This is a genomic window from Paenibacillus sp. FSL W7-1279, from assembly GCF_037969845.1.
In the GTDB taxonomy this organism is placed as follows: Bacteria; Bacillota; Bacilli; order Paenibacillales; family Paenibacillaceae; genus Paenibacillus_AQ.
Window position 1 is genome coordinate 3415922 of record NZ_CP150215.1, and the last position, 24421, is coordinate 3440342.

Below are 24421 nucleotides of genomic sequence, written 5' to 3' on the forward strand. Positions count from 1 at the left end.
CTTCTTAACTTTGCGAATTTCTTAAGTTGTTTCCTTAGCAGAAAAGGTTATACTTATCAATAGGTTAATTTGAAAGTCATCAGGGGGATATGTTAATGGCAAAACAAGATGAAGTTTCATTACAGAAGAAATTGAGGCCAAGGCATATCAGCTTTATGGCAATGGGCGGTGTAATCGGCACCGGGATATTTAAAGGAAGTTCCGAGACGATCAGTCTCGCCGGTCCGGGCGTTATTTTCTCTTATATCTTTGCAGGACTGCTGCTTCTGGTGGTAATGGGAGCAATGACGGAAATGGCTACGGTGTATCCGGGCCGGAACATGAAAGATTTTGTACGGGAAGCCTTTGGAAAACGGGTTTCTTTTGTCATGGGCTGGATGTATTGTTTCATGTGGCTCTCGGTATGCGTGATTGAAGTGATTGCGGCAGGCAGCTTTCTGCAATACTGGTTTCCGGAGGTTCCGCTGTGGCTGCTCAGCCTAGCAAGTGCTGCGCTCATTATTTTAATTAATATGATGAGTGTTGGAAGCTTTGGCGAAGTGGAATTTTGGCTTGCCGGGATCAAAATCGCCATGATTATTAGTTTTATTGTGCTGGGAAGTTTTCTGATGTTTGGCATTATTCCGAGTTCAGACACCCCATACCTTCAAAATTTCACCGCTCACGGCGGTTTTTTACCAAACGGATGGTTCGCCATATTCTCGGCTCTGCTTGTCGTTACCTTTTCGTATGGCGGCTCCGAGCTGATCGGTCTCACATTAACCGAGACTGAGAATGCGGAGAAAATCCTGCCGAAAGTCGTGCGCAATTTTATTTTGCGGGTAATTTTGTTCTTTACGCTGCCGATTCTGATCATATGCGGATTGATTCCGTGGAATCAGCTCGGGGGAGAGGCAAGTCCCTTCGTTCAAGTGTTGTCCGCTACGGGATTGCAGGGAACAGCCCACATTATGAATTTTATCTTGGTGACGGCAGTGCTGTCGGCAGCCAACTCCGGTATCTATGGTGCGACGCGCATGATTTATTCCATGGCAGCTGCCGGGGAGGCTCCACGAAGCCTGGCCAAGACCACGAGCAAAGGCATTCCGCTTAATACGCTGAACCTCTGCGCGATCATACTATTAGCGGGTTCCTTGCTTGGATTGATTGCGCAAGACCAGCTGTTTCGGGTTCTGATGGCGGTGCCGGGGTTTGTCGTTGTGCTCGTGTGGATCTGCATTTGCTTCTCGCAGCTGAAGCTGCGCAAAGCTTATCCGATGCAGCCCAGCTTTAAGGTATGGGGGTTCCCCTATATAACCGGCGTAACTGCGCTCTGCCTGTCGGTGATCGCTGTCCTGTTTCTGATAGACGGACAGAACCGGGTCAGCATCAGCGTATGTCTGTCCGTCCTGCTGCTATTGGTTGTCTGGTCCCTCATGAAATTCAAAAAAGGGAACAGAAGCGGATAACGGAGCAGATGTTGGGCTTCAATTTCACGGTCATCGGACAAGCATAAAAAGGTGTCATGATTCGGTTGGAAGCCGTATTGCAGCAATCAAGAAAACGGAATATACAAAGAGAAGGCGGCAGAGGAATCAATCCTCTGTCGTCTTTTTATATGCATGAGAACAAGTAAAGAAAGTGAAAGGAATGTAAAAAAGGAACAATTGATAGCGCTTTCTTATGGAAATTATAATGAATTATACATAAATTGGAGTCGCCTAGGTAGGGAGCGTGTTCATTAAATAAAGCTAATGATGAGGGTGCTGATGGGTATGATGGTACAGAAATTTTGCAGTCTGAAATGGCTGTACACAGCCGGAATCTTAATTTTGATCATCGTGACGGTCTTTTTAATCGCAAAGTCTGAATTTTCACAAACACATCCAGAGGACACTTATATCGCGACAGTTGACGGAGAAGTGATTCATGTGAGCGAATTTCAAAGAGCTATTCATGCCAATCGAGCTGAAATGATCAAGTATTTCCATGAAAAATATGATGCAGCGCAGTCGCCCGAATTTTGGTCCACGCCATACGGAAATGAAACTCCGCTTGAGTTGATCAAAAAGAAGGCGCTCGAAGACAGCATCCATCTTAAAATTCGACAGATCCTTGCCAAAGAGCAGGGCGTGCTTTCCGATATCAGTTACGACGGTTTTGTACAAAACCTCTTGCTTGAAAACGAGAGAAGGCAGCAAGCAATCAAGAACAATCAGGTTGTTTTCGGACCCGCTCAATATACGGAGGAAACCTATTTAGAATATGTGATGGGAAACACGGCCTTAGCGGTCAAAAACCATCTGATGGAGCATGACTGGAAGCCGAATGAACAACAGCTGCTCACGTTTTACGAGGCGAATAAGAGACGGTTGTATCATGCGCCCGCAACCGTGAAGGTACGACAATTATCATTATCTTTTCTTGATGCCAATCGGAATGTCGATACCCTTCTCAAAACTCGGGAGAAAAGGAAATTGGAGACTGCTAGGCAGAAAATTTTATCCGGAATTTCATTTGAGCAAGCAGCAAAGGACATCCATCAAGATAGCCAGGTTACGGAGCAGTTATATAACTTGGATAGTCACAGGCACAACTCCAGAAGTCCGGTAGCTCTAGCTTCTGTCGACCTTCATCCAGGAGAGGTTAGCGAAATTATTGAAGAGAACGGCCGCTTCTATCTCATCCAATCCGTGGAGAAAGATCAGAGGGGAACCAAGTTTCTGGCATTTGACGGAATAAGAGAACAAGTGTTAAAGGACTACATCGATAACAAATATGAAGTGTACATACGTGAGCGAATAACCGATGCGCACGTTGTATTGAATGAGGAGTTGTACAGTAAATTTCAAATGTAACTGCCCATTTGGCATTACATAAATAAAAATGAAGGGAATGAAGATGATTGAGGCAATCGTTTATCACAAAGTTGATCTGCATGGTTTCTATCTTTTCCTTGGTTTGCAATTGGGTTACCGCTTCACCGTCGGACGCTTTAGCTGCCGGATCCACTTATTACGTGGACAGTACAGGGGGAGATGACAGGAATAACGGCACAAGTCAAGACTCTGCGTGGAGATCGTTAGACAAAGTTAACGCGACTACCTTTGCCCCAGGCGACAAAATCTTGTTCAAAGCTGGGGAAAGCTGGAATGGCAGGCTGTGGCCGAAAGGTTCCGGTTCAAGCGGAAATCCGATCATTATCGATATGTACGGTTCCGGAAGCAAACCATTAATCGCAGGGATTACGTCCGAACTGGAAGCCGTCTTTTTGAAAAACCAGGAGTATTGGGAAATCAACAACCTGGAGGTGACAAACAGCTCGCCGCTGCCTTTTGATCGAGATTGGGAGAATCCGCGGGGCCAAAGACGGGGTGTCTATATCTTGAATGAGGAAGCTGGTCTATTGAATCACATCTATATCCAAAACATGAACATCCATGATGTCGATGGATCATATACTACACGCTCCGGAGGGATTATTTTTGATTCGGTCGGGTCGACTACACCCAGCGCATTTAACGATATTCTCATTGACGGCAATATACTGACGGACGTGGATGCCTATGGCATTTACATTGGCTCCAATTGTATCCTGCGCTACGGAATGGGCGATTTATGGCCATGGGTACCTAAACCATACGGGCCATGGACGCCGTCCACCCAAGTGAAAATATCCAATAATACCGTCATCAGAGCCGCAACCGGCGGGATCGCTTGGAATGTCACCGATGGAGCGGTGGTCGAGCGCAACACCGTCCAACAAGCCACCTATCTGGCAACCAATGCTTCCATTTGGTGGGCGTATGCGGACAATAACCTCGTTCAATTCAACGAATCTTTTGCCAGTGTGAACGGCGCGGAAGACGGGCATGGCTTCGACGTGGATGCAGGAAACATCAATTCGTTGGTTCAATACAATTACAGTCATGATAACGCTGGCGGCTTCATGCTGTTCGTAAACGACACTTACAACACAATCAATACCATCGTCAGATACAACATCAGCCAAAATGACAGAAAAAGCATATTCCGATACAGTGGATCCATTGATAACGTTTACAACTACAATAATACGATTTACGTAGGAAAATCATCAGGCAACCCGGTGATGAGCGATTACTTTACCAAGGCTTCGGGAGCCCCGCGCAACATTCATAATTATAATAATGTGTACTACAGCGTCGGTGATAAGGGATGGGACTTGACGGGTCAGACATTTGACTACAACGCATATTACGGAGGAAACACATTGGTGCAGGCTGATGCCCATAAGATAACGGACGATCCGAAATTTGTTGATCCCGGAAGCGGCGGCAATGGCATGGATACAGTGAATGGGTACCGATTGCAAGCGACTTCACCACTAATAGGCGCAGGCATACGCATAAACGATAACGGAGGAAGGGATTATTTTGGCAACCCGTTATATAATGGCGCTCCCGATATCGGTGCCCACGAATACGAGGGCAGTGTTCCACCAGCAGGGAACATGCCTGATCCGATCGTCATCGTTCCGAAACGGCCTGCCAGCACACCTGTCGACAATCTAGCTACGCAGGCAGCTGCAAGTACGACATTTCAAACGTCTTCTTCAGGGATTGAACATATTATTGATAATGATTACGACACGGCATGGGAAACCGATACGGAGCCTTCCTTTCCGAACGATATCACGCTCGATTTTGGCGAGCAAACGCTTATGGCCAATCAATTGAAGCTTAATACTAGATTCGGAAAGGATTTGGGTATTACGAACTTTGATCTTGAATACCGTAATGGTTCGGCATGGATTCCCCTACGCACCAATATCAATCTGACTTGGGATTTGAACACGGGCGCAAACGAGATCAAATCCGTGGAATTTCCACTTACTCGATTCTCTCAAATCAGATTGAAGGTCCATGACGGTGCAAACCCATCGGGGCGAATCGCACTAAATGAGCTTGAATTGTATAACAATCCTGAACTATCCAAAGATATGGTCACCACGACCTTTGCGACGGGGGCAGGCACCATTACTAACATCATCGACAACAATTTGAACTCTGCATGGGGAAGTACCGGCAATGTAACCTTTCCAGGTTATATTACCCTTGACTACGGCAATCATAGGGTACCGGTCAACAAGGTTACGTTAGTCACGTTTTTTGGGATCGGCCAGGGTATCACCAATTTTGACGTGGAGTATTTCGACGGTAGCCGTTGGGTGACGGCTTTGTCTGACGCATCGGTCGAATGGGAGCTTAACGACAGCACCAAAGAACGCCAAAGCGTTTCCTTCACAACGGTAAACGCCTATAAACTTCGGTTAAAGGTGAATGACGGGAATCGGATATGGGGGAACATCGCGTTAAATGAACTCATCGTTGAGCATATCGTTGATAACGTACCCGTTACTGGAATAATAATGGATACACCGGAGCTTGTGTTTAATTCCTCTTCCGGCCGCAGTAGAGAGCTCCACGCAACGGTTATGCCGGATCATGCAACCAATAAGAATATGAAATGGAGCACGAATCAAGAGCAGGTGGCAACGGTAGACGATCATGGCATCGTGACTGCCTTAGAGGAAGGAAGGGCTGTTATCACGGCAACGACGGAAGAAGGCGATTTTCAGGCCTCCAGCCATATTACGGTGGACTGGACAGCTCCTAAGATCACGATACATCAAGTTGTAACATCAGAATATAATACGGGTGTGTTTCAACCCGAATTTGAAGTGGCAGACCTTCTGTCAGGTGTCGACCAAGCAAAAACCGAAGTCATCTTGGATGGAAACGTATTAACGGATTTAACTGAAATTCCGTTATATATACTTGAGCAGGGTACACATACATTTACGGTAAAAGCAATTGATTTAGCAGGGAACTCATCTATACAATCCGTAGACTTTCAGGTGAAAACAAGTTATGCCGCTCTTGAGGAACTGGTTCAACGTTTCGCAGACGAGGGGACCATTGATAACAAAGGGATTGCTAACAGTCTGCTGAAAAAATTGCAAAAACAAAATCTGCGCAGTTTCATTTCTGAAGTCCATGCACAAAAAGGGAATCATATCTCCGCCGAGGTTGCGGAATATTTGTTACGCGATGCAGCGACGCTCCTTAACCCATTGTAGATTGTTTATTAACTGAAACGAAATGAAGTCAGCGCCTGTTTCCGCAGAAACAGGCGCTGACTTGCGTGTACGGAAGAAAGGAGACGAGGGTGCATTCATTGAATATCCCGGGTATGATGATTAGGTAGTATGGGAGTATATCATTATATTTATAGTATAATGGTTACTTTAATATGAGATGGATAACTGGAAAAGAGGGAACGGATGCCTACTATACTGGTTGCTGACGACGATGCGAATATTCGCGAACTCGTCTGTTTATTTCTAAGAAACGAAGGTTTTATAACGGTCGAAGCCGCGGATGGCAAGGAAGCACTAACCGTCTACGCCGAAACCCATATCGATCTTGTCGTGCTTGATATTATGATGCCGATTATGGATGGCTGGATATTGTGCTCGGAGCTGCGAAGAACCAATCCTGATCTTCCGTTACTTATGCTGACAGCAAGAGGCGAAACATGGGAGAAGGTGAAAGGGTTCGAACTGGGGACGGATGATTATTTGACGAAACCATTCGATCCGTTGGAGTTGACGGTTCGCGTTAAGGCATTATTGAAACGATATCGGATTGGCTCCACGCAGATGATTCAGTTCGGAAACGTCATTCTTGACAGGCAGACCTATAAGGTGATGAGAGGGACGGAGTCGCTCACGCTGCCGCTCAAGGAGTTCGAATTGCTGTATAAGCTCGCGGGAACACCCGGGCAAGTCTATACTCGCGAGCAGTTGATTGACCAGATATGGGGGATCAATTACGCAGGAGATGATCGAACGGTAGATGTACATATAAAGCGCCTGCGTGAACGGTTTGCGACTACACCCGATTTTCGGATCGAAACGGTTCGCGGGCTTGGGTATCGGCTTGAGGTTTATGAATGATCAGATCCTTATATATTCGTGTGGTCCTGACATTTCTGGTCTCCGTCATCGCAGGAACGATCATTGCTTTTTTTATGTCCTCTTGGATATTCAAAGAAAAATTGAACGAGTACGCTCAAATCAACTTACGTAACTTTGGCGAAGACATCGTCCGGATATACAAGACCATTCCGTTACGTGAAGCGGACTTGTTCGTAAGTGAAATGAAGCAGCTCGAACTCTATCATATTCGAATTTATGAAGCAACGGGTCAATTCCAGTCTTACGGAAAGCTTAACGGACACAAACCTGCTACTGTGAGGATGGAGCAAGTAAAAAAAGTATTAAATGGAAGCGTTGTTCAAGACACTTCAAATGGTATTGCCTCAATTTTCTTAGGTTTGCCGTTAAAAACGGAAGTGGGAACGAAGGCGATGTTTTTGGAAATGCTCGCCCCTCCTTCCGCCTCATTTGTCATTAACTGGGCATTGATATTTGGAACCTATTTGTTGATTGCAGGAAGCTTATTGATTCTGGTTGCTTCTGTATTTCTGGTAAGACCGATCAAAAAGCTGACAAAAGCAACCAAACGTATAGCGACTGGAGATTTCAACGTCAAGCTGAATATTAAGCAAACGAGTGAGCTGGGGACGTTGGCTCGCAGCTTCGAAGAAATGACGAATGATCTGCAGCAGCTGGAGCAGATGCGCAGGGAATTTGTAACGAACGTGTCGCACGAGGTTCAGTCCCCGCTCACCTCAATATCCGGTTATGCTCAAGCGCTCAAGCAAGTGGACCTCTCAGATCAAGAACGAAGCCGGTATCTTGATATTATCATCGCTGAAGCGAAGCGGATGTCCAAAATGAGTGATAGCCTGCTCAAGCTGAGTATGCTTGAGTCGCAGTCACAGCAACTGCGGTTTGTCACACTCGGCCTTGATGAACAGATCCGGCGAGTCATCGTGGCGCTGCAGCCGCAGTGGTCTGCTCACAACATTCATTTTGAGCTTGATCTGCAGACCGTTAAAGTAACGGCTGATCACGATCAGTTAAATCAGGTATGGACGAACATCCTTGGCAATAGCATCAAATTTTCCAAGGACTGCGGCGTGATTAGCGTCAGCATCAAACAAGATATCAAATACGTCTCTGTTCGAATATCCGATACTGGCATTGGTATCTCTCTCGAAGACCAGAAGCGAATATTCGAACGTTTTTTCAAGGCCGATCGTTCCCACAGTCGCAAGTATGACGGCAGCGGTATGGGACTTGCCATCGTTAAACAAATCGTATCCCTGCATCAAGGCGACGTCCGAGTGGAAAGTGAACCTGGTCAAGGAGCTACCTTCATTGTTACCTTGCCAATCACTCCCCCACCAGATTAGTTAGATTCCTGGAGTATCCATCCATTGGATCGACTAGCCCTCGTTCTTCTGCTGCTCACATGTAAACTTCCTTGTAAGTGAGCCGGAGCTTTTTTTTGTCTGTTCATACTCCGTTCATATTGCCGTCATGAGGAGTACATCTTGGTTGATTACACTTTCATTAGTCGCCGATTTAAGGCAGCCTAATAAACAGATCAGGACAGGAGAAGATGAGAGTGACACAGATAGTGGAAAAGAAAACGGGGAATAGCACAAAAACAAAGAAAGTGCGAAACCTAGTACTTAAAATCATGGGAGCAATCGTGATAGCCATTGTTCTTTTTCTAGGTATTGTTTATATCACGAATGTGATCAGTAATAATTCGGAGGCGAAACGAATAGAGGCTTACGGCCAGCACGTATCTGTAGATGGGAAAAATATGAATGTGTTCATTCAGGGAGAAGGGGAAGAAACAGTCGTACTCCTGCCTGGTTATGGAACAGCAGCACCAGCTCTTGATTTTAAGCTGCTTATCGATGAATTATCTCCATTTTACAAAGTTGTCGCCGTTGAGCCTTTCGGTTATGGATTAAGTGATGCAACTGAAAAAGAGCGAACCACGGCGAATATCGTAAGTGAAGTTCATGAAGCTCTACAGGAGCTTAATATTGATCGATACACACTCATGGGCCACTCGATTGCAGGCATTTACGGTATTGATTATGTGAACAAATATCCGGACGAGGTGTCTGCATTTGTCGGAATCGATAGCAGTGTTCCAACGCAACCCGGCATGGATGCCAAATTACCTATAAATACGTTTGCATTCCTCAAAAAAACAGGTCTTTTAAGATTGGGAATGAAAATAAGTGCTGACCCCTATACTGGACTCGCATTTGAAAATCAAACGGTAGAGCAAATGAAATTGATTTCGAATAAAAACATGTATACTCCCACGACTTTGAACGAGATGGAACATATTTCTTCTAATTTTAAAGGGGCTCAAGATTTAACCTTCCCTAAAGACCTTCCACTTCTTCTCTTTGTACAAGCGAATAATGAAGGTGTAGAAGGTTGGATCCCTCTGCATGAAGGGCAGATCAAAGATTCGGTACATGGAAAAGTAATAACCATGAATGGATCCCATTATTTACACCATACCCACTTCAAAGAAATCGCTGAGAACTTTAGAGCATTTATGAAAGAGGTAGACGGAGTACCACCAACAAATTAACGAAATATACGATTAGAACTGATTAATAGTGAAAAAGCCGGGTTTTCCTACTTTAAGGAATCCGGCTTTTGTTTGTTTGATTAATGAGTTATTTATTTTCTGGTGTGTCAGTTTTGTATTCAATTACTTGTAATACTTTTGGTTCAATTGCTTTTAACTGTTGTTCATAGGAACGATTGTTTTTAGGAACTTCGCCATTATTCTCACTTTGAATTTGTGCTTCAACCTGAGTTTTTGCGATGACATCCATCACTTGTTGTTTGGAGACATTCTTAGATGCTGCAATCTCCACTACGGATTTGCCTTTAGCTAATTCTTGTTTGAGTTCAATTGGGCTTATGTTTAGTAAAGAAAAGAGTTTGTCGTCATTCAAAAAGGCATCTGCAAAATAATCAGGCTTGCCATTCGAAGTAAAGAAACCTTCTACTTTATCGTCTGAAGACGACGTTTCACCTGCAATCAGCGAAAGACTGATGGAATGGCCCTGAACCAGTACTTGGTAGAAGGGGGCTGTTGATCCCTTTTGGGTGTAAGTCAGCATCAATGTTTTCTGATCCGGGTTTTCCATTTGCTCCATAGCAAACTCGTACGCTTCGACGCTGCCGTATAGTGCATTGATCAAATGATCGACCTTCGACTTGATTTCCTGTTCGGTTAATGCCGTGAGCGGCTTCTCCTTAGGCCCCCAATTCTCTTGAATCACGTGTTCGATCTCACCCGTCATACTATTGGTGTGAAGGGCAATCTTTTTGCCGGTTGCTCCTTTTTCCTGGAGGATGATACTGGTTTGAGTACCTTGAACCGTGCTTGCCTCGATTATCTCAAACGATTTAGCCTCGGGAAATGCACTATACAGCTTTTCGAGTGTTGCTCTGCCAACTACATCCGACTTGATCTGTTCAGCCGTCATCGGTGTTCTGATCAGCATTTCAATCAGGGTAGGGGCAGCAAACGCTGCGGTTGGAATCAAAATGGCAGTAGCAACGATGCCAGCAATAAAACGTTTTTTCATGGTTTTTCCGCTCCTTTGTCGTAGCAAAAATTGTGAGTAGGATTGCTCTATACGGTTGGAAATGGCCGGAGGACAATCCAACGTTTCTGCTTCTTTGCGCAGATGCTCTCGGATTTTACGTTCAATAGTCATTGATCTTTTCCATCCTTTCCGGGGGGAGATTCCATATGTTTTTTCGAAGCGCCTGGATGCCCGCATGATATCTGGACTTGACCGTACCCAGCGGAATATCGAGTATGGTCGCGATTTCCTCCAGCGTGTAGTCGTGAAAAAAGCGGAGGATAATGACCGCTCGCTGTTTATCCGTCAGTTTTTGGATTGCCTGCGATATGAGTTGGTTCGTGCCGTCCATCAACACCGAAGGTTGATCCCAATGCGATTCTTCCCGGGCAAAGTCACGGATGCGCTCGAAAATTCGAAATCTCCGCCAGCGCTTGACCCGAAATCTCTGCACTTGACGGATGACCAAGCCGTGCAGCCAGAAAAGGAAAGGTCGATTCGTGTCGTAATTGGCAAGTGACGTCCACATTTGCATATAAATCTCATTCATGACATCTTCCCGGTCCTGCGGATGATCCACCAGAAAGGAAACGGTCCGGTAGACGTCCTGATAGGTGGCATCATACATCGTACGAAACGCCTGTTGATCACCGTCTTTCATTTGTTTGAGTAATTGAAACATGTATTCACTTTGCATTCAGAGGGCCCTCCTGGGTAAGCGGCTTACACCCTATATTGTCTCTCTATTTAAAAAAGGTTCGGTTTCTTTCTTTATTTTTTTTCGAGAATGATCATTACGTTCACTATGATTTTTAAAAAAGCCGGATTCCTTAGAGTAGGACAACCCGGCTTCTTAACTATAATACAGTCCGTCTGCGTATGCGATTGAATGTCGGTTAACTAGTTGTCGCTCATTCCTTTCTTCCCTATATGTCACAAATGCCTTTGTTGGTATTGTTATATAAATGGAAAACATAAAACAACCACAAGGAGAAATGACCGATGAACAAAAGTATGAAAATAACGGTTGCTGCGCTAAGCGGTTTATTGATGCTGGGTTCCATGAATGTTGCTTCGGAGGCAGCACCGGGTACCTCTAGAAGTACGGCAGCCGCTGTGAGCAAAGTGGAACAACTGGAAAAGGAGGAAACAGCCAGAATTAATAAACTGCTTGAAGAGAATCCGGATGACTCTTATATGGTATACGTAAGCAATGAACTGACAAATGGAAAACGTCTAGAGACTTTCGCTATGGGGAACATTCATCCAGAGTACAATACATATGAGGATTATTGGAAGAAAGCCTCTACTTTACAAGAACCGGTACTGAAGCAACCGAAAAATCTGCCGGAGAATTATCGCTTTGTGTCAGGGGAAATTGTCGGTCCATACAGCAGTGAATATCATAATGAAATGAAGGCTGAAGCAAAAAGGCTAGAAAAACAGGTGCATTCCAAAAAAATTAACTGGGCAAAATCAAACATGATTTTATTACATTATAAGAATGGAACCCATTATATTAAATTCCAAAGTGCTCGACTTGATCCGAAAGACAAGAAGCAGAAAGGCTATACCTATATAACCGCTGAGGAATTGAAAAAGAAGTATCCCAAGCTTGGTAAGGAATTTATAACCAATACCCTTTCCTGGATTGAAAATGGCAAGTCATTCAGCATCTCGACCAATCCGGGTAATCCTTTGAAAGAAGAAGACCTGATTAAAATGGCTAAAACAGTGGTCAAAAAATAAGAAAATAAAACCTTATTTAGTTTAAAATTGATATTTCATTCACTAATAAAAATTATTGAGTGAATTAGGGTGACGCGAACCGCCCGATCGATCCAATGAAGACATTGATTCAGCAGATTGAGGAATAATAGCGAAACTAAAAAAACTCGTATCCTTTCACGGATACGGGTTTTTTAATCATGGAGAGTTTTCGAGGTGTCAGATACCTTTCAAAATCAATTACGTCATGCAGGTAATGGCGAGATCATTGCAGATCTCGAAGAAGTGTGTAGATTAAACGTTAATGGTTAATATCGCATTTGTTCATAATGAAGGAGATTTGATTCTCCAATCGGTTGAGTTGTTCCTGTGTTTCTTGGCCTTCCGTACCCTGTTCCCGCAGAGCGGCAAGCTCTTGCTTGAGCCGATGGAGATCGTCGCCGGCATTCGCGCAGTTGTAGTCGCTTTCCAAATTGTCGAGCATCATGGTTCCTCCTTGGTTGTAAGATGTTGTTCATCACTAGTATGGAGGATACTTCCAAAGTTATTCATGGCCCTCCGTTAAACGAGCTTTTTTCGAATCGCGCCCGAAATCAAGTCGATCAAGGTAATCATGACAATAATTCCGAGCAAAATAATGCCGACGCGGTCCCAATTTCGTGAGCTCAGCGCGAAAATAAGCGGTGTCCCGATGCCGCCTGCGCCGATCACGCCCAGGATGGTGGCGGAGCGGAGATTGATTTCGAAGCGGTAGAGGATATACGACAGAAAGCCGGGCAGTACCTGTGGCAAAACGGCGAACCGGACGATTTGCAACCGTGTCGCGCCAGCAGCGATCAATGCTTCGGTCGGGCCCGTATCGATCTGTTCCACCTCTTCGGAGAACAGTTTGCCAAGCATGCCTACTGAATGCAAACCGAGTGCCAGCACACCTGCAAAAGAGCCGGGGCCCACTGCCTTGATGAACAACAGTGCCATTACGATTTCAGGAAAGACGCGGATCAGACTGAGCAGCACTTTGCCTGATCCGGAGGCGAATATGGACCCGGTCATGTTGGCCGCGGCCCAGAAAGCGAACGGGATACAGATGACCGCCGAGATGATCGTCCCCAGAATGGATATAGCCAACGTATCCAGCAAGCCTCGCAGCAAATCCTCTCCGTCTGGTAAATAGACAAAATCCCAATCGGGTGAAAGCAAACCTGAGAAAATAGCCGTTGTCACCTGACCAGCCGTCTCCTTAATGCCAGAGTACGGAATACCGGAGAAGGCCCAGACATAAACGACGGCCAGCATAACGTAGATGAGCCAGCGGAGCCGGCTTTTTTTCGGTTGGGGAACGATGTCGTTCCATGATTGACTCATAACAATTTCTCCCGCAATTTCGCACTAAGATAGTCGATCAAGAGGACAACAATCAGGGTGAAGATGATGATCATGCATGTCTTGTCGTACTCAAAAAAACCGAGTGTCACTTCATAATAATGACCGATCCCGCCAGCTCCCACCAGACCGAGCACGGCAGCGGCACGGACATTGATTTCAAACGTGTACAGCGTATAAGAAGCGAAATGCGCCCGAACCTGCGGGACAGCACCGTACACGATCAGCTGTGGCAGATTTGCTCCGGCAGCGGTCATCGCTTCCAGCGGTCCAGGATCTATCGCTTCCAGCGCTTCATAGGTGAGTTTAGCTATCAGACCCAGTGAAAAGACGGATAAGGCAAAAATCCCCGGTAACGGACCGAGTCCTGCTATGGCAACAAATAAGGCGGCGAGCAGAAGGTCGGGAATCGCGCGGAGCAAGTTTAGCAGAAAGCGAACCGGATAGGTGATCCACCGATTCTTGACCATGTTATCTGCACAGAGCAGCGCCACCGGAACGGCCAGGACGGCGCCCAGCGTGGTCCCGATCAGCGCCATGCGTATCGTTTCCAGCATGGCTTCCAAAATGTTGTCGAGATAGCTCCATTTCGGCGGGAACATTTCCCGCAGCAGGTCGAGCATATTTGGCAGACCTTCTACAAGCTCCATGAAGGAAGCGTCCGTCTGCTGCGCACTGCCCCAGACGAGAAGCAGCAGGAAAGCCATTGTCATGTATTGCTTCAGTTTGCTAGGTGGTTTCGGGCGATGAAGGGGAGATTGAGCTGATGGTTCGAACGGCCCCGTTTCCATTTCCATCTTCATACAGCCGTTTCCTCCAATACCTCATTCTTGCCGAATGGCCGTCCGTATATTTCCGTAAACCGCTCATCCGTCGCTTCCGATACAGGTCCGTCAAAGACTACCTCCCCGGCGCGCAATCCGATAATCCGAGTAGCATACTGCCGTGCCAGATCGATCGAATGCAGATTCACGATCGTCGTAATTTCGGACTCCGCGTTAATTCGTTTTAAATCATCCATGACCTGCTTCGTAGTCAAAGGATCGAGGGAAGCAACCGGCTCGTCCGCCAGTATGATCTTGGCTTCCTGCGCAAGCACTCGGGCAATCGCGACTCGCTGCTGCTGTCCGCCAGACAGCTCGTCGGCCCGGGCATAGGCTTTCTGGACGATGCCTACCCGGTCGAGTGCCTGAAAAGCGAGATCTACATCGGCCTTTGGAAATCGGCCGAGCAGGGTGAGCAGGGTGGAGTGGTATCCGACGCGTCCGGCGAGCACATTGCGGAGCACGGAGGAGCGCTTCACAAGGTTGAAGCTTTGAAAGATCATGCCGATATCTCTTCGGATGCGCCGCAGCTCTTTGCCCTTGGCCGCTGTGATCGATTTACCGTCGATCACGATGTTGCCTTCGGTAATGTCGTGAAGCCGGTTCATCGACCGCAGCAGGGTCGACTTACCGGCGCCGGACAGCCCGACGATCGCCACGAATTCGCCGCGGCCGATCGTCAGATTGATATGGTTCAGTCCTTTGGTTCCATTGGCGTATGTTTTCGAAACGTTGCGAATTTCAATCATGGCACCCAGTCCCTTATCGTTTACTCGGTCTTAACCTTGTTGCCATATTCACGGACAATCTCGAAACGACTGTCATCGGATTTGACATAACCTTCATGCGTGTAAATTTCCGAGATAATCTTGTGGCCTTCTTCGTCCTGGCCGATCTCGATAAACGCGGTTTGCAGCTTCTCAATCCATTCCGGGCTCATATCGGAGCGCACGGTGATCGTATCGTTCGGAATTTTCTCCGTATAAGTCAGTACGCGTGTATCTTCAAATACGGTGGGGTAATCGTTCTTGACGACATTGCGGGCATCCTGGAAAATGGCAGCTGCATCGACATCGCCGTTCAACACGGCAAGGACGGCTTGGTCATGGCCTTTTACCGTAATCGGCTCGACGTCCTTCATCGGGTCGATCCCGTTATCCATCAAAACCGCCGCAGGCCACACATAACCGGCAGAGGATGAAACGTTTTGGTAGGCAATTTTTTTGCCCTTCAGGTCGGCCGCGGATTGGATGGCAGAATCCTTTTTCACGATCATCATCGCCTTGTAGAAATCCACAAGCTCATCCGTAGGCTCGCCGGTTTCATCCTTAACGCCATAACGTTGGGCCTGCAGTATAACCTCAGCAGCGCCTCTCTCTTTGGCAAGAACATACGCGGTTGGCGGCAGGAAGCCAACGTCCACCTTTTTAGATGCCATCGCTTCTACAATCGTGTTATAGTCAGTCGATACGCTGACCGCAACGGGGATCCCGATTTTGTCGGACAGCAGCTTTTCGAGCGGCTTGGCTTTGGCTTCAAGCGTATCGGCATTCTGGGAAGGAACGAATTGGACCGTCAGTTTATCAGGGACATACCCGGTAGATTCTGTGGTCGCGCTGCTGTCTGTTTTTGTGCCTTGCGAGTTCTCCTGCCCGGCGTTCGCCGCGGCTTTGCCGCTGGTGTCGGTATTTCCGCCGCCGCATCCGCTGATGACAGCGACGCACAGTAACAGGGGCATGGTGATTTTCATCCATTTTTTCAAAACAATGACCTCCATTTATAAGTTAATGACATGTCTTACCTGCTCCACTATACGGAGGGAGTGTTAATGGTCTGTCAATGAAATGATAACTCTTTGTAAAGTTTTGGAATTTTAATATAAAACTGCATTTCAGTTGATAGAATGGCTTGAATATGTTGTGAACAGGAGAGATGGTATGAATCCGACGAATAAAATGACGATTACCGTGCTGGCCACCAGCGACTTACACGGACATCTGTACCCTACGGATTACCGGACACGGGACGAAAGGGATATGGGACTCGGCAAGCTGGCGTCCCTAATCCGTGAAGAGCGGCTCATCCATCCGGATCTGTTGCTGATCGATAACGGAGATTTGATTCAAGGCTCTCCGCTGGCTTCCTATGCAGTTAAAAGCAGAACGGATATCCATCCGTTGATTGGTGCGCTGAATGAGCTGGGCTACGATGCAGCTGTTCCGGGTAACCATGAATTTAATTATGGTATGGAGACGCTTGAAAAAGTGGTGCAGGATTCCCGGTTTCCTTGGTTGTCAGCCGGAATCCGGTTGCAGGATAGCAAGGAGCCCGCCTTTGGTAAGCCTTATCTAATCAAGCACGTCGGCGGCATCCGGGTGGCGGTTCTGGGTGTGACGACACACTACATTCCGAGCTGGGAGAATCCGTCCCACATTCAGGGTCTCGAATTCCAAGACGCATTGGAAACCGTGAAGGAATGGGTGCCGCGCATCCGTCTGGAGGAGCACCCCGATGTGATGATCGTGGCGTACCACGGCGGATTTGAGTGCGATATGGAAACCGGGGAGCCGGCGGAAAGCATCACCGAGGAGAACCAGGCTTATGCCATGTGTGCCGAGGTGAAGGGCATCGATGTGCTCATCACCGGGCATCAGCATCGGCTGCTGGCCGCGCAGGTCCACGGAGTGACAGTTGTCCAACCCGGCTTCAATGGACAGGCCATCGGCAAGATCCGTGTGGATCTGGTTAAGGCACAGGAACGCTGGATGGTTGTGGAGAAACGGGCCGAGTTGCTGAGACCGGACACTGGGACAACGACTGACACAGTGGTATTAGCTTCCAGCCAGCAGTTGGAAGAACGGACCCAGGCATGGCTCGACGAGCCGATCGGACGAGTCGAGGGTGACATGGGCATGAACGATCCTGCAGCCTGCCGGCTGGCGGAGCATCCTTTTATCGAGTTTATCCATCGCGTGCAGATGGAATATGCGGGTGTCAACGTTTCATGTACGTCATTACTCAGTGAAGATTCCAAGGGGTTCGGAGAGATTATCACAAGACGGGATATCCTTACGAATTTCATATACCCGAATACGTTGGTCGTACTTCGGCTGACCGGACGCGACATCCGGGACGCGCTGGAACAGACAGCCTGTTATTTTACGGTCGCCCCAGGCGGGACTCCTGCCGTGAACCCGGCATATATGAAGCCGAAACCGCAGCACTATAATTACGACATGTGGGAAGGCATTGAATATACATTAAACATTGCATGCGCGCCGGGATCAAGGGTCAGCAAATTGAAATATAACGGCGCAGACTTGCCGGGCGGGATGGAGCTGGATGTGGTCTTGAACAGCTACCGGGCCAGAGGAGGAGGGGATTACAGCATGTTCCAAGGGAAGAGAGTGATGCGGGAGATACTGATCGACACCGCGGAGTTAGTGGAACAGTATATCTTGGAGCGCGGAAACATCCCAGCTGCTTGTAATCACAATTGGAATATTGTCATTGAGAGGAAATAGCTTGCTGGTGATTGTTAACTTAAGGAGAGGCTTTAAATCGATCAACTTGTGTCACGGAACAGTCCTTACCATCGCGGATTGCGTACAAATTTATTTAGCCCTCTTGACTTTATACCTAACTAGAGAGTTTATACTCTAACCAATAAATCAAGATAGAGGGTGAAAGCATTGTTTAAGATCAGCGAGTTTTCCAGGCTGAGCCGAATTCCGTTACAAACGCTGCGCTATTATGATCAGCTCGGAATCCTGAAGCCAGGCATGACCGATGAATCGACGGGATATCGGTATTATTTCGCCGAACAACTACTGGAAATCAACCGTATCGTCATATATAAGGAATTGGGATTTACATTACAGCAGATCGCGTTGCTCCTTCATGAAGATATATCAACAGAACAGATTCGGGGCATGCTGAGGCTCAAGGAGAGTGAAATCGAGCGGCAGCTTGATATGGAGCGCTCTAGGCTTGTCCGGGTAAAAGAAAGAATGCAGCTCCTGGAACGTGAAGGAAAAGTAAATAATAAACAAGAGGTTGTCTTGAAACGCATTGAAGCCATGCACATGATCACGTATGCTTCCCAAGGCATCGTTGAGGATATCCCAAACCTTTTCGAAATGTTCGATGGGCTGCATGATGGCCGAGCCAAGTCTCTATTATACGGTCCGCAGACGTTGTTGTGGAACGTATCCGGCAGCAAAGAGCATGTGTTTGAGTTCGAAGCAGGTTATGCCGTGAAATCGGACACCTTCAAGCTGCCGGAGCATCTCCAGTATCGATTCCTGCCTTCTGAGACCATGGCCACACTGTTATTTCGCTCGGATTCGGCGTACTCCGAATCGGCCTGCCTGGATCTTGCCGAATGGATTGAGCAGCATGGTTATCTCGTTCGAAGCGACCAGCCCGGAAGAGAAACCTATGTGCCTTTATCAGGTGAGCCGGGGGTTTGTCTCATCGAAATTCAATTACCAATTGAATGCGAAGAGGAACGAGCATGAGTAATAAATGGATCGTTTATTTGCTTGCCCTGGCCGTGTTTCTCATTGGAACGATCGAGTACATCATAAGCGGAATTCTTCCCATCGTAGCGGAGGATCTAGGCATTGCGACGTCCACCGCTGGATCATTCGTAACGACATTCGCCCTTTCTGCAGCGATAGGCGCACCCGTAGTGGTCGCCGCAACCATCCGGGTGGACCGAAAAAAAATGCTTCTCGTTATGCTCGGCATATTTATTTTCAGCAGCTGTCTCGTCTATGTTAGTGACTCACTTGAAATGATGCTGATGACTCGAATGATCCAGGGACTCAGCGGTGGAACAGCCACGGTCATTGCTATGGCCGTAGCCACGCGCATGGTTGAAGAACGGAATCGGGGCCGTGCGATCGGCACCATATTGATGGGACTTAGCAGCTCCCTGGTGCTCGGCGTGCCGATCGGCACGTTCTTGAGCGAAACCATGGGATGGAGAACCTTATTCGTCATTGCTGGCTTGCTGATGGTGATTCCGTTCTTGGCGGTCGTTTCCAAAGTTCCGTCCATTACGGAGCAAAAAGCCATTACACTTAGAATGCAGCTGTCGATATTAAAAGATAAAAAAATGGTGCTGGCTGTAGTCATTACGCTGTTCTATATCGGAGGATACTCATCGCTATTTACGTATATATCCCCCTATCTCCAGCAGAATAGTGAGTTATCCGCAACGGCGCTTTCCGGTATTCTATTGATCTCGGGGATATGCAGCTTTGTTGGCTCCAAATTCGGAGGGGGGATAGCGGATACGAAGGGATCCAGATTCACGATCTACGCCGGTCTGTCCATCCAAGCGGGAACGTTGCTGCTATTGTCTTGGTTCAACGGCTCGATCTACGCTGTTGTTCCATTCATCATGTTATGGATGGCCGCCACATGGGCGACATCTCCAGCACAGCAGTTGTACTTAGTTACCCTGGTCCCGCAATCGCCGGATATTGCCTTAAGCGTCAACACTTCGTTTATCCAATTTGGCTTCGCCCTCGGCTCAGGAATCGGCGGATTGGTGATCAGCAGCTCCTCCATTGACAATCTGGGTTGGTCCGGGTTTGTCATGGTTTTGGTGGCGCTCTTGCTTGCAGTTCGGTTGTTCGCTAATGATAAAAATAACTATGACAACCCTTGTCACTATTAGCAGATATGATGAACTTAGGGATGATCATCTTACATCCTATCCATCAAATATTGAACTTAGTTTCTTAGAAAGGGATGAATCAATCATGTATACAACTGTTTCTGATTTTATTACAGAATGGAAGAGGGAAGCAGAATTAACACAAAAGGTGTTAGACAGTTTGACGGATGAATCTTTACAACAGCAGGTATATCCTGAAGGCAGGACGCTGGGGAGAATTGCTTGGCATTTCGTAACGAACACCCCTGAATATTTGACTGAATTCGGGCTTGTTCTCGATCAGGTGCAAGATTCAGATGATGTACCGGCCGCGAAACAAATCGCCGAAACTTTTAGAAAAATAAGTTCAGAGGTATCGACGGCTCTTGAAGCACGATGGACGGATGAAAGTTTAAAACAAATCCAAAATGCCTTTGGACGTCAGGAATCAAATGCTACCATCTTTATGGGATTGATTAAGCACATTGCTCATCATAGAGGGCAGGTCACCGTTCTTATGCGTCAGGCGGGATTGAATATCCCTGCGGTATATGGTCCTTCAAAGGAAGGTTGGATACAAATGGGAGTCGCAAACCCGCCGCTTTGAACATGAATGAACTCGGATATTAAGAACAAACACGCAATAAAGTCGCGAACAAACGCGGCTTTTTTGTTTTAACGATGTAATGGCATGAACATTTTCATCCCTGCGTTGCAGTTTTTATAGTAAAATGGAATGTGCGGGTTTTACCATAGATGAGTGTCGTGACTTTATGGAAGAGGAGTTATTGAGGCAAGTGAAAAAGTTATATTCAACATGGTTCGGAAGTTATTGGAGCCCTTATCTGGTTATGGCTCTGGCCGGTATTCTCAGCGCGGTTTACTTCGGAATCACCCATACGGTGTGGGCGGTAACCGGTGAGTTTACCCGTTTCGGGGGACATATTCTGGAATTCATCGGGGTAGATGTGTCGGATTGGGCGTATTTCGACCTCGTACATATGAACGGAACGACTTGGACGCGGACCGACGGCTGGATCGTATGGGGCATGTTTATCGGAGCCCTCATTACGATTCTGCTGAGCAGCAATTTCAAGATCCGAATGCCGAGACAGAAACGGCGGTACGTTCAGGGATTTGCCGGAGGAATGATCGCGGGCTTCGGAGCCCGGCTGGCTCTGGGCTGCAATCTCGCAGCCTTTTTTACCGGCCTCCCACAATTCTCCCTTCATTCCTGGATCTTTATCGTTGCTACCGGCGCGGGCACATTCTTAGGTGCTCGGCTGGTTAACACAAGATGGTGGAAAGGGAAGCCCGTCCTGAAAATGGGCGGTACCGCGCCCTCCGTTAAAACGGGTAAGAACAGGCAACCCCTATTGGGGGGTGTGCTAGGTCTTGCGTACATCGCGCTGATCGTATACTTCTACGCAACAGGTCGCACGATGCTTGGGACAGCCGCCCTTTTCGGAGCGGCATTCGGTATTCTGATCGAACGGGGGCAAATCTGCTTTACTTCCGCTTTCCGCGATCTGTGGATCAGCGGCCGGGCTACGATGACAAAAGCGATTGCCGTCGGTATGGCAGTCAGCTCTGTCGCTACGCTTATCGTTATTCTTGTATACGGTCTGGACCCGATTACAAAAATTGCCGCCCCAAGCACCTTTATCGGCGGATTGCTCTTCGGCTTGGGTATTGTTATGGCCGGAGGTTGCGAAACCGGCATGATGTACCGGCTGATGGAGGGACAAGTTGTCTTTTTACCCGTGTTTATCGGCAATATAATAGGTGCAACTGCTTTGGCATATGCATGGGATCATATGGGGATATTTAACCTTCTCGTGAAGAGCGGCTCGCCTATCAACCTGATCACCGTCATGGGTCCGGCGGGTGCATTGATCATTACGCTGCTTGTACTCGGGGGTGGATTCGCTGTCGCCGCATACTGGCAAAAAAACTACCGCTTCGGCGTTGGATTCAAGAAAGGGGATGCAACCCATGTCCGTTGATTTCACACTGGATCTCCGGGGGGAATCTTGTCCTTACCCGGTCATCTACACACTCGAAACACTCCGTGATATGAAAAAAGGGCAGACGCTTCAGGTCATTTCGGACTGTCCGTCCGCTTTTCGGAACGTGCCGGAGGAAGTCGTTAAACACGGCTATACCATGGCACAGGAGCCGGTCAAAAACGGCCAGGAATTCAGCCTGTTTATCCAGGCGTAATACCATAATTGCGTAAAAAGCCTCCCTTCTAAAAGGGGGCTTTTTCCTATTATCAGGTTAGCCAGAATCTTCTGGTTGGCCTTTTTTTGTGCTCGTTTTTATGTGTGACTGTTCTGCGGCAACTGAAAGCAACATGAAATGTTATCCTTAATTACTGGTTTACTCGGAATCTGACTTTATAATGAGAACAAAGGATGTGAGCTCCATATGATTAATATGAATTTGAAGAAATTGCGAAAGATGCACCGATTCACCCAAGAAAAAGTTGCCGAAAAGATCGGCGTTTCAAGACAAGCCGTGGCGAAGTGGGAAAGTGGAGAGACTGTACCGGATATTCAACATTGTACAGCTCTTGCGGATCTGTATGGCGTGGTATTGGATGATCTGGTCCATTATTCCGATAAGCATTCAGAAATCGGCCTGCGTCCGAAGGGAAAACATATTTTCGGCATGGTACGGGTCGGGGAACGTGGTCAGATCGTAATTCCCAAAAAAGCCAGGGATATATTCGATATACGCCCCGGGGATAGCCTGGTGGTTCTGGGAGACGAGGCGCAGAAGGGAATTGCCATTATGAAAAGCGAAGGCTTGCTGCAGTTTGCAGAGGATATATTAAATGCGCAGACATTCAAGGAGGAAGATGAGTAATTGCCATCCAAACGTTGAACGTTGCACGGGTCTGGGTGTCATGTCAAGGCGTCAGCTTTGGCCGGTTATATAAAAACTCAAGGGAACATCGCCATTTCAAGCTGTAGAGTTTGAAAGGCTCTCCAAGTTATTTTGAATGACTTGGAGAGCTTTTTAATGTGGAAGATCACGTTGAATCAGAACTTGATTTTAAGTGTGTCACCATCAAGATAAACTCCGTCGGAACGCATAATCGGCAGCTTCTGTTCCGCCGAAAAGCCGATGGTTTCCCCGTCCCTTAGTGTGACGTTCTGTTCAACGATATATAAAGAAATATCCATCAGGAATTCACGAAGCTCGGCAGGTGTTACCTGGCTGTCCAGCACTTCGATCTCGTCTTTACCAAAGGCTCTGAGTCCATAGGTATAACCATTGACTCCGGATTCCGTGCGTACGAGCCCGAAGTATACGAGATTTAACAGCGGAAACAGATCGTCGGATTTCATGGTTTCAGCCATTTCCACAAAGAGCTCGGGCTGAAATACCGTGCCGGATGAATAGAGACCGACGGCATTAGGCAGTTTCAAACAGCTCGCCGCCAGCTTGGTGTACATCCTGCCGCTATCAAGCGGGGAGGCAGCACGCGAAAACACAGCCAGAATAAGCTGACTGACATGGGTTTTGGTTACCTCTACTGCCTCTGGCCACAGGTAGTTTCCTTGCGCGTAATGCTCAGCCTCGCCATCCGGTACCGGAGCATCAACGAAGCTGACCGCGACCATGCAGCCGTCTGCTTCAATGACCAGAATACCTTCCTTTTCCTCTTCGGAGCTGCCATTCTCCGGGGAAGAGGAAATATTCCAGTCGTGCTGAAGAATTGCTTTGATCTGCTCCAGGTCGCATTCCGATGAGTTCAACAGAACGAAGCCGTTAAATATACCGGAAGATTCGTTGGAGTCCGTCGGGTTATTCTCTGGAGCTTCCCCTGCCTCATAGAGTGCCGCCTGTTTCATCCAATACTCACGAATCATGTTAACCATGGCTACAGCTTCCTGTTCCGCCGTGGCAGAATGATAGGGCTGCATCTCACTGAATACATGTCCGCAATGCTCGGTGTCTGACGGATTTTCATAACCGCCACAGACACCGACCAGCCATTTGCCAAACAGGGTCTTTTTATATTTGAAAATATAATAATGCATGTCGTGAAGATCAAATTCCCCCGCTAATTCGATTTTGCTGGGCTTATGACCGAGCTCTTGTTCATTTGCCAGCCATTCGATCATGGAATCCATTGCTGCTTGTTGTTGAACTGTCATTGTGTTCCTCTCCTTGTATATGTACGATAATATAACTGTTATATTCTACCAACCATCATGGGGTTGAGCAATACTAGAAA

The 24421-nt window shown here is 47.3% G+C and carries 22 protein-coding genes; 14 read left to right on the forward strand and 8 right to left on the reverse strand.

All coding sequences use genetic code 11. From position 1 onward, the window contains the following. Positions 1–95: 95 nt before the first annotated feature. The 6 genes from MKY82_RS15160 to MKY82_RS15185 all read left to right on the forward strand — a co-directional run bounded on the left by MKY82_RS15160 (position 96) and on the right by MKY82_RS15185 (position 9557). Positions 96–1448 carry an amino acid permease gene (locus tag MKY82_RS15160; RefSeq protein WP_339296471.1) on the forward strand — a complete coding sequence of 451 codons (1353 nt, stop codon included), beginning with the start codon at positions 96–98 and terminating at the stop codon, positions 1446–1448. A gap of 306 nt (positions 1449–1754) precedes the next feature. Next, entirely contained in the window at positions 1755–2837 is a 1083-nt protein-coding gene (locus MKY82_RS15165; protein WP_339296472.1) for a SurA N-terminal domain-containing protein, read from the forward strand. Between the two features lie 80 nt (positions 2838–2917). Continuing rightward, entirely contained in the window at positions 2918–6100 is a 3183-nt protein-coding gene (locus MKY82_RS15170) for a discoidin domain-containing protein (RefSeq protein ID WP_339296473.1), read from the forward strand. 204 nt (positions 6101–6304) lie between these two features. After that, positions 6305–6979 carry a response regulator transcription factor gene (locus MKY82_RS15175; RefSeq protein WP_194542508.1) on the forward strand — a complete coding sequence of 225 codons (675 nt, stop codon included), beginning with the start codon at positions 6305–6307 and terminating at the stop codon, positions 6977–6979. Continuing rightward, positions 6976–8343, forward strand: a complete 1368-nt coding sequence (locus tag MKY82_RS15180) for a HAMP domain-containing sensor histidine kinase (RefSeq protein ID WP_339296474.1) — start codon at positions 6976–6978, stop codon at positions 8341–8343. The genes MKY82_RS15175 and MKY82_RS15180 overlap by 4 nt, the downstream gene beginning before the upstream one ends. A gap of 215 nt (positions 8344–8558) precedes the next feature. After that, entirely contained in the window at positions 8559–9557 is a 999-nt protein-coding gene (locus MKY82_RS15185; RefSeq protein WP_339296475.1) for an alpha/beta hydrolase, read from the forward strand. An 88-nt stretch (positions 9558–9645) separates the two neighbouring features. On the opposite strand, the gene MKY82_RS15190 is transcribed toward MKY82_RS15185, so the two are convergent. Then, the gene (locus MKY82_RS15190) at positions 9646–10701 is read right to left on the reverse strand and encodes a hypothetical protein (RefSeq protein WP_339296476.1); all 1056 of its coding nucleotides are present in this window, start codon (positions 10699–10701) and stop codon (positions 9646–9648) included. Then, a complete protein-coding gene (locus MKY82_RS15195; protein WP_339296477.1) occupies positions 10691–11266 on the reverse strand; it encodes a sigma-70 family RNA polymerase sigma factor in 576 nt (191 codons plus the stop codon). Before MKY82_RS15195 ends, MKY82_RS15190 begins: the two co-directional genes overlap by 11 nt. A gap of 305 nt (positions 11267–11571) precedes the next feature. Between MKY82_RS15195 and MKY82_RS15200 the strand changes: the two genes are divergently transcribed. Continuing rightward, positions 11572–12318, forward strand: a complete 747-nt coding sequence (locus MKY82_RS15200; protein ID WP_194542513.1) for a hypothetical protein — start codon at positions 11572–11574, stop codon at positions 12316–12318. 280 nt (positions 12319–12598) lie between these two features. On the opposite strand, the gene MKY82_RS15205 is transcribed toward MKY82_RS15200, so the two are convergent. From MKY82_RS15205 to MKY82_RS15225, 5 genes are all read right to left on the reverse strand, one after another. Then, positions 12599–12781, reverse strand: a complete 183-nt coding sequence (locus MKY82_RS15205) for a DUF2524 domain-containing protein (protein ID WP_071221694.1) — start codon at positions 12779–12781, stop codon at positions 12599–12601. Between the two features lie 77 nt (positions 12782–12858). After that, complete coding sequence (phnE, locus tag MKY82_RS15210) at positions 12859–13662, reverse strand: phosphonate ABC transporter, permease protein PhnE (protein ID WP_220685389.1); 804 nt, start codon at positions 13660–13662, stop codon at positions 12859–12861. Then, entirely contained in the window at positions 13659–14483 is an 825-nt protein-coding gene (gene phnE / locus MKY82_RS15215) for a phosphonate ABC transporter, permease protein PhnE (protein ID WP_339296478.1), read from the reverse strand. Before phnE (MKY82_RS15215) ends, phnE (MKY82_RS15210) begins: the two co-directional genes overlap by 4 nt. Continuing rightward, on the reverse strand, positions 14480–15253 hold the full coding sequence (phnC, locus tag MKY82_RS15220; RefSeq protein WP_339296479.1) for a phosphonate ABC transporter ATP-binding protein: 774 nt from the start codon (positions 15251–15253) through the stop codon (positions 14480–14482). Before phnC ends, phnE (MKY82_RS15215) begins: the two co-directional genes overlap by 4 nt. Before the next feature lie 20 nt (positions 15254–15273). Next, complete coding sequence (locus MKY82_RS15225) at positions 15274–16281, reverse strand: phosphate/phosphite/phosphonate ABC transporter substrate-binding protein (RefSeq protein ID WP_339296480.1); 1008 nt, start codon at positions 16279–16281, stop codon at positions 15274–15276. 160 nt (positions 16282–16441) lie between these two features. On the opposite strand from MKY82_RS15225, the gene MKY82_RS15230 reads away from it, so the two are divergent. The 7 genes from MKY82_RS15230 (at position 16442) to MKY82_RS15260 (ending at position 23043) form a co-directional block, all read left to right on the forward strand. After that, positions 16442–18028, forward strand: a complete 1587-nt coding sequence (locus tag MKY82_RS15230; protein WP_339296481.1) for a bifunctional UDP-sugar hydrolase/5'-nucleotidase — start codon at positions 16442–16444, stop codon at positions 18026–18028. Between the two features lie 168 nt (positions 18029–18196). Next, positions 18197–19024: a MerR family transcriptional regulator gene (locus MKY82_RS15235; RefSeq protein ID WP_339296482.1), complete on the forward strand. Its 828-nt coding sequence runs from the start codon at positions 18197–18199 to the stop codon at positions 19022–19024. Next, entirely contained in the window at positions 19021–20193 is a 1173-nt protein-coding gene (locus MKY82_RS15240) for an MFS transporter (RefSeq protein WP_339296483.1), read from the forward strand. The genes MKY82_RS15235 and MKY82_RS15240 overlap by 4 nt, the downstream gene beginning before the upstream one ends. A gap of 85 nt (positions 20194–20278) precedes the next feature. Then, positions 20279–20779 (forward strand): DinB family protein, encoded by a 501-nt coding sequence (locus tag MKY82_RS15245; protein ID WP_339296484.1) that lies wholly within the window; start codon positions 20279–20281, stop codon positions 20777–20779. Between the two features lie 166 nt (positions 20780–20945). Further along, positions 20946–22178: a selenium metabolism membrane protein YedE/FdhT gene (yedE, locus tag MKY82_RS15250; protein ID WP_339296485.1), complete on the forward strand. Its 1233-nt coding sequence runs from the start codon at positions 20946–20948 to the stop codon at positions 22176–22178. Next, on the forward strand, positions 22168–22395 hold the full coding sequence (yedF, locus tag MKY82_RS15255) for a sulfurtransferase-like selenium metabolism protein YedF (RefSeq protein WP_015735163.1): 228 nt from the start codon (positions 22168–22170) through the stop codon (positions 22393–22395). Before yedE ends, yedF begins: the two co-directional genes overlap by 11 nt. 207 nt (positions 22396–22602) lie before the next feature. Continuing rightward, positions 22603–23043: a helix-turn-helix domain-containing protein gene (locus MKY82_RS15260; RefSeq protein WP_339296486.1), complete on the forward strand. Its 441-nt coding sequence runs from the start codon at positions 22603–22605 to the stop codon at positions 23041–23043. Positions 23044–23219: 176 nt separating this feature from the next. On the opposite strand, the gene MKY82_RS15265 is transcribed toward MKY82_RS15260, so the two are convergent. Continuing rightward, a complete protein-coding gene (locus MKY82_RS15265; protein ID WP_339296487.1) occupies positions 23220–24341 on the reverse strand; it encodes a DUF4261 domain-containing protein in 1122 nt (373 codons plus the stop codon). Positions 24342–24421 lie beyond the last annotated feature (80 nt).

Coding starts and splice junctions, on each gene's coding strand:
- MKY82_RS15160 (WP_339296471.1), top strand. CDS start 96: ATGGCAAAACAAGATGAAGTTTCATTACAGAAGAAATTGAGGCCAAGG.
- MKY82_RS15165 (WP_339296472.1), top strand. CDS start 1,755: ATGATGGTACAGAAATTTTGCAGTCTGAAATGGCTGTACACAGCCGGA.
- MKY82_RS15170 (WP_339296473.1), top strand. CDS start 2,918: ATGGTTTCTATCTTTTCCTTGGTTTGCAATTGGGTTACCGCTTCACCG.
- MKY82_RS15175 (WP_194542508.1), top strand. CDS start 6,305: ATGCCTACTATACTGGTTGCTGACGACGATGCGAATATTCGCGAACTC.
- MKY82_RS15180 (WP_339296474.1), top strand. CDS start 6,976: ATGATCAGATCCTTATATATTCGTGTGGTCCTGACATTTCTGGTCTCC.
- MKY82_RS15190 (WP_339296476.1), bottom strand. CDS start 10,701: ATGACTATTGAACGTAAAATCCGAGAGCATCTGCGCAAAGAAGCAGAA.
- MKY82_RS15195 (WP_339296477.1), bottom strand. CDS start 11,266: ATGCAAAGTGAATACATGTTTCAATTACTCAAACAAATGAAAGACGGT.
- MKY82_RS15200 (WP_194542513.1), top strand. CDS start 11,572: ATGAACAAAAGTATGAAAATAACGGTTGCTGCGCTAAGCGGTTTATTG.
- MKY82_RS15205 (WP_071221694.1), bottom strand. CDS start 12,781: ATGCTCGACAATTTGGAAAGCGACTACAACTGCGCGAATGCCGGCGAC.
- phnE (WP_220685389.1), bottom strand. CDS start 13,662: ATGAGTCAATCATGGAACGACATCGTTCCCCAACCGAAAAAAAGCCGG.
- phnE (WP_339296478.1), bottom strand. CDS start 14,483: ATGAAGATGGAAATGGAAACGGGGCCGTTCGAACCATCAGCTCAATCT.
- phnC (WP_339296479.1), bottom strand. CDS start 15,253: ATGATTGAAATTCGCAACGTTTCGAAAACATACGCCAATGGAACCAAA.
- MKY82_RS15225 (WP_339296480.1), bottom strand. CDS start 16,281: ATGGAGGTCATTGTTTTGAAAAAATGGATGAAAATCACCATGCCCCTG.
- MKY82_RS15230 (WP_339296481.1), top strand. CDS start 16,442: ATGAATCCGACGAATAAAATGACGATTACCGTGCTGGCCACCAGCGAC.
- MKY82_RS15240 (WP_339296483.1), top strand. CDS start 19,021: ATGAGTAATAAATGGATCGTTTATTTGCTTGCCCTGGCCGTGTTTCTC.
- MKY82_RS15245 (WP_339296484.1), top strand. CDS start 20,279: ATGTATACAACTGTTTCTGATTTTATTACAGAATGGAAGAGGGAAGCA.
- yedE (WP_339296485.1), top strand. CDS start 20,946: ATGGAAGAGGAGTTATTGAGGCAAGTGAAAAAGTTATATTCAACATGG.
- yedF (WP_015735163.1), top strand. CDS start 22,168: ATGTCCGTTGATTTCACACTGGATCTCCGGGGGGAATCTTGTCCTTAC.
- MKY82_RS15260 (WP_339296486.1), top strand. CDS start 22,603: ATGATTAATATGAATTTGAAGAAATTGCGAAAGATGCACCGATTCACC.
- MKY82_RS15265 (WP_339296487.1), bottom strand. CDS start 24,341: ATGACAGTTCAACAACAAGCAGCAATGGATTCCATGATCGAATGGCTG.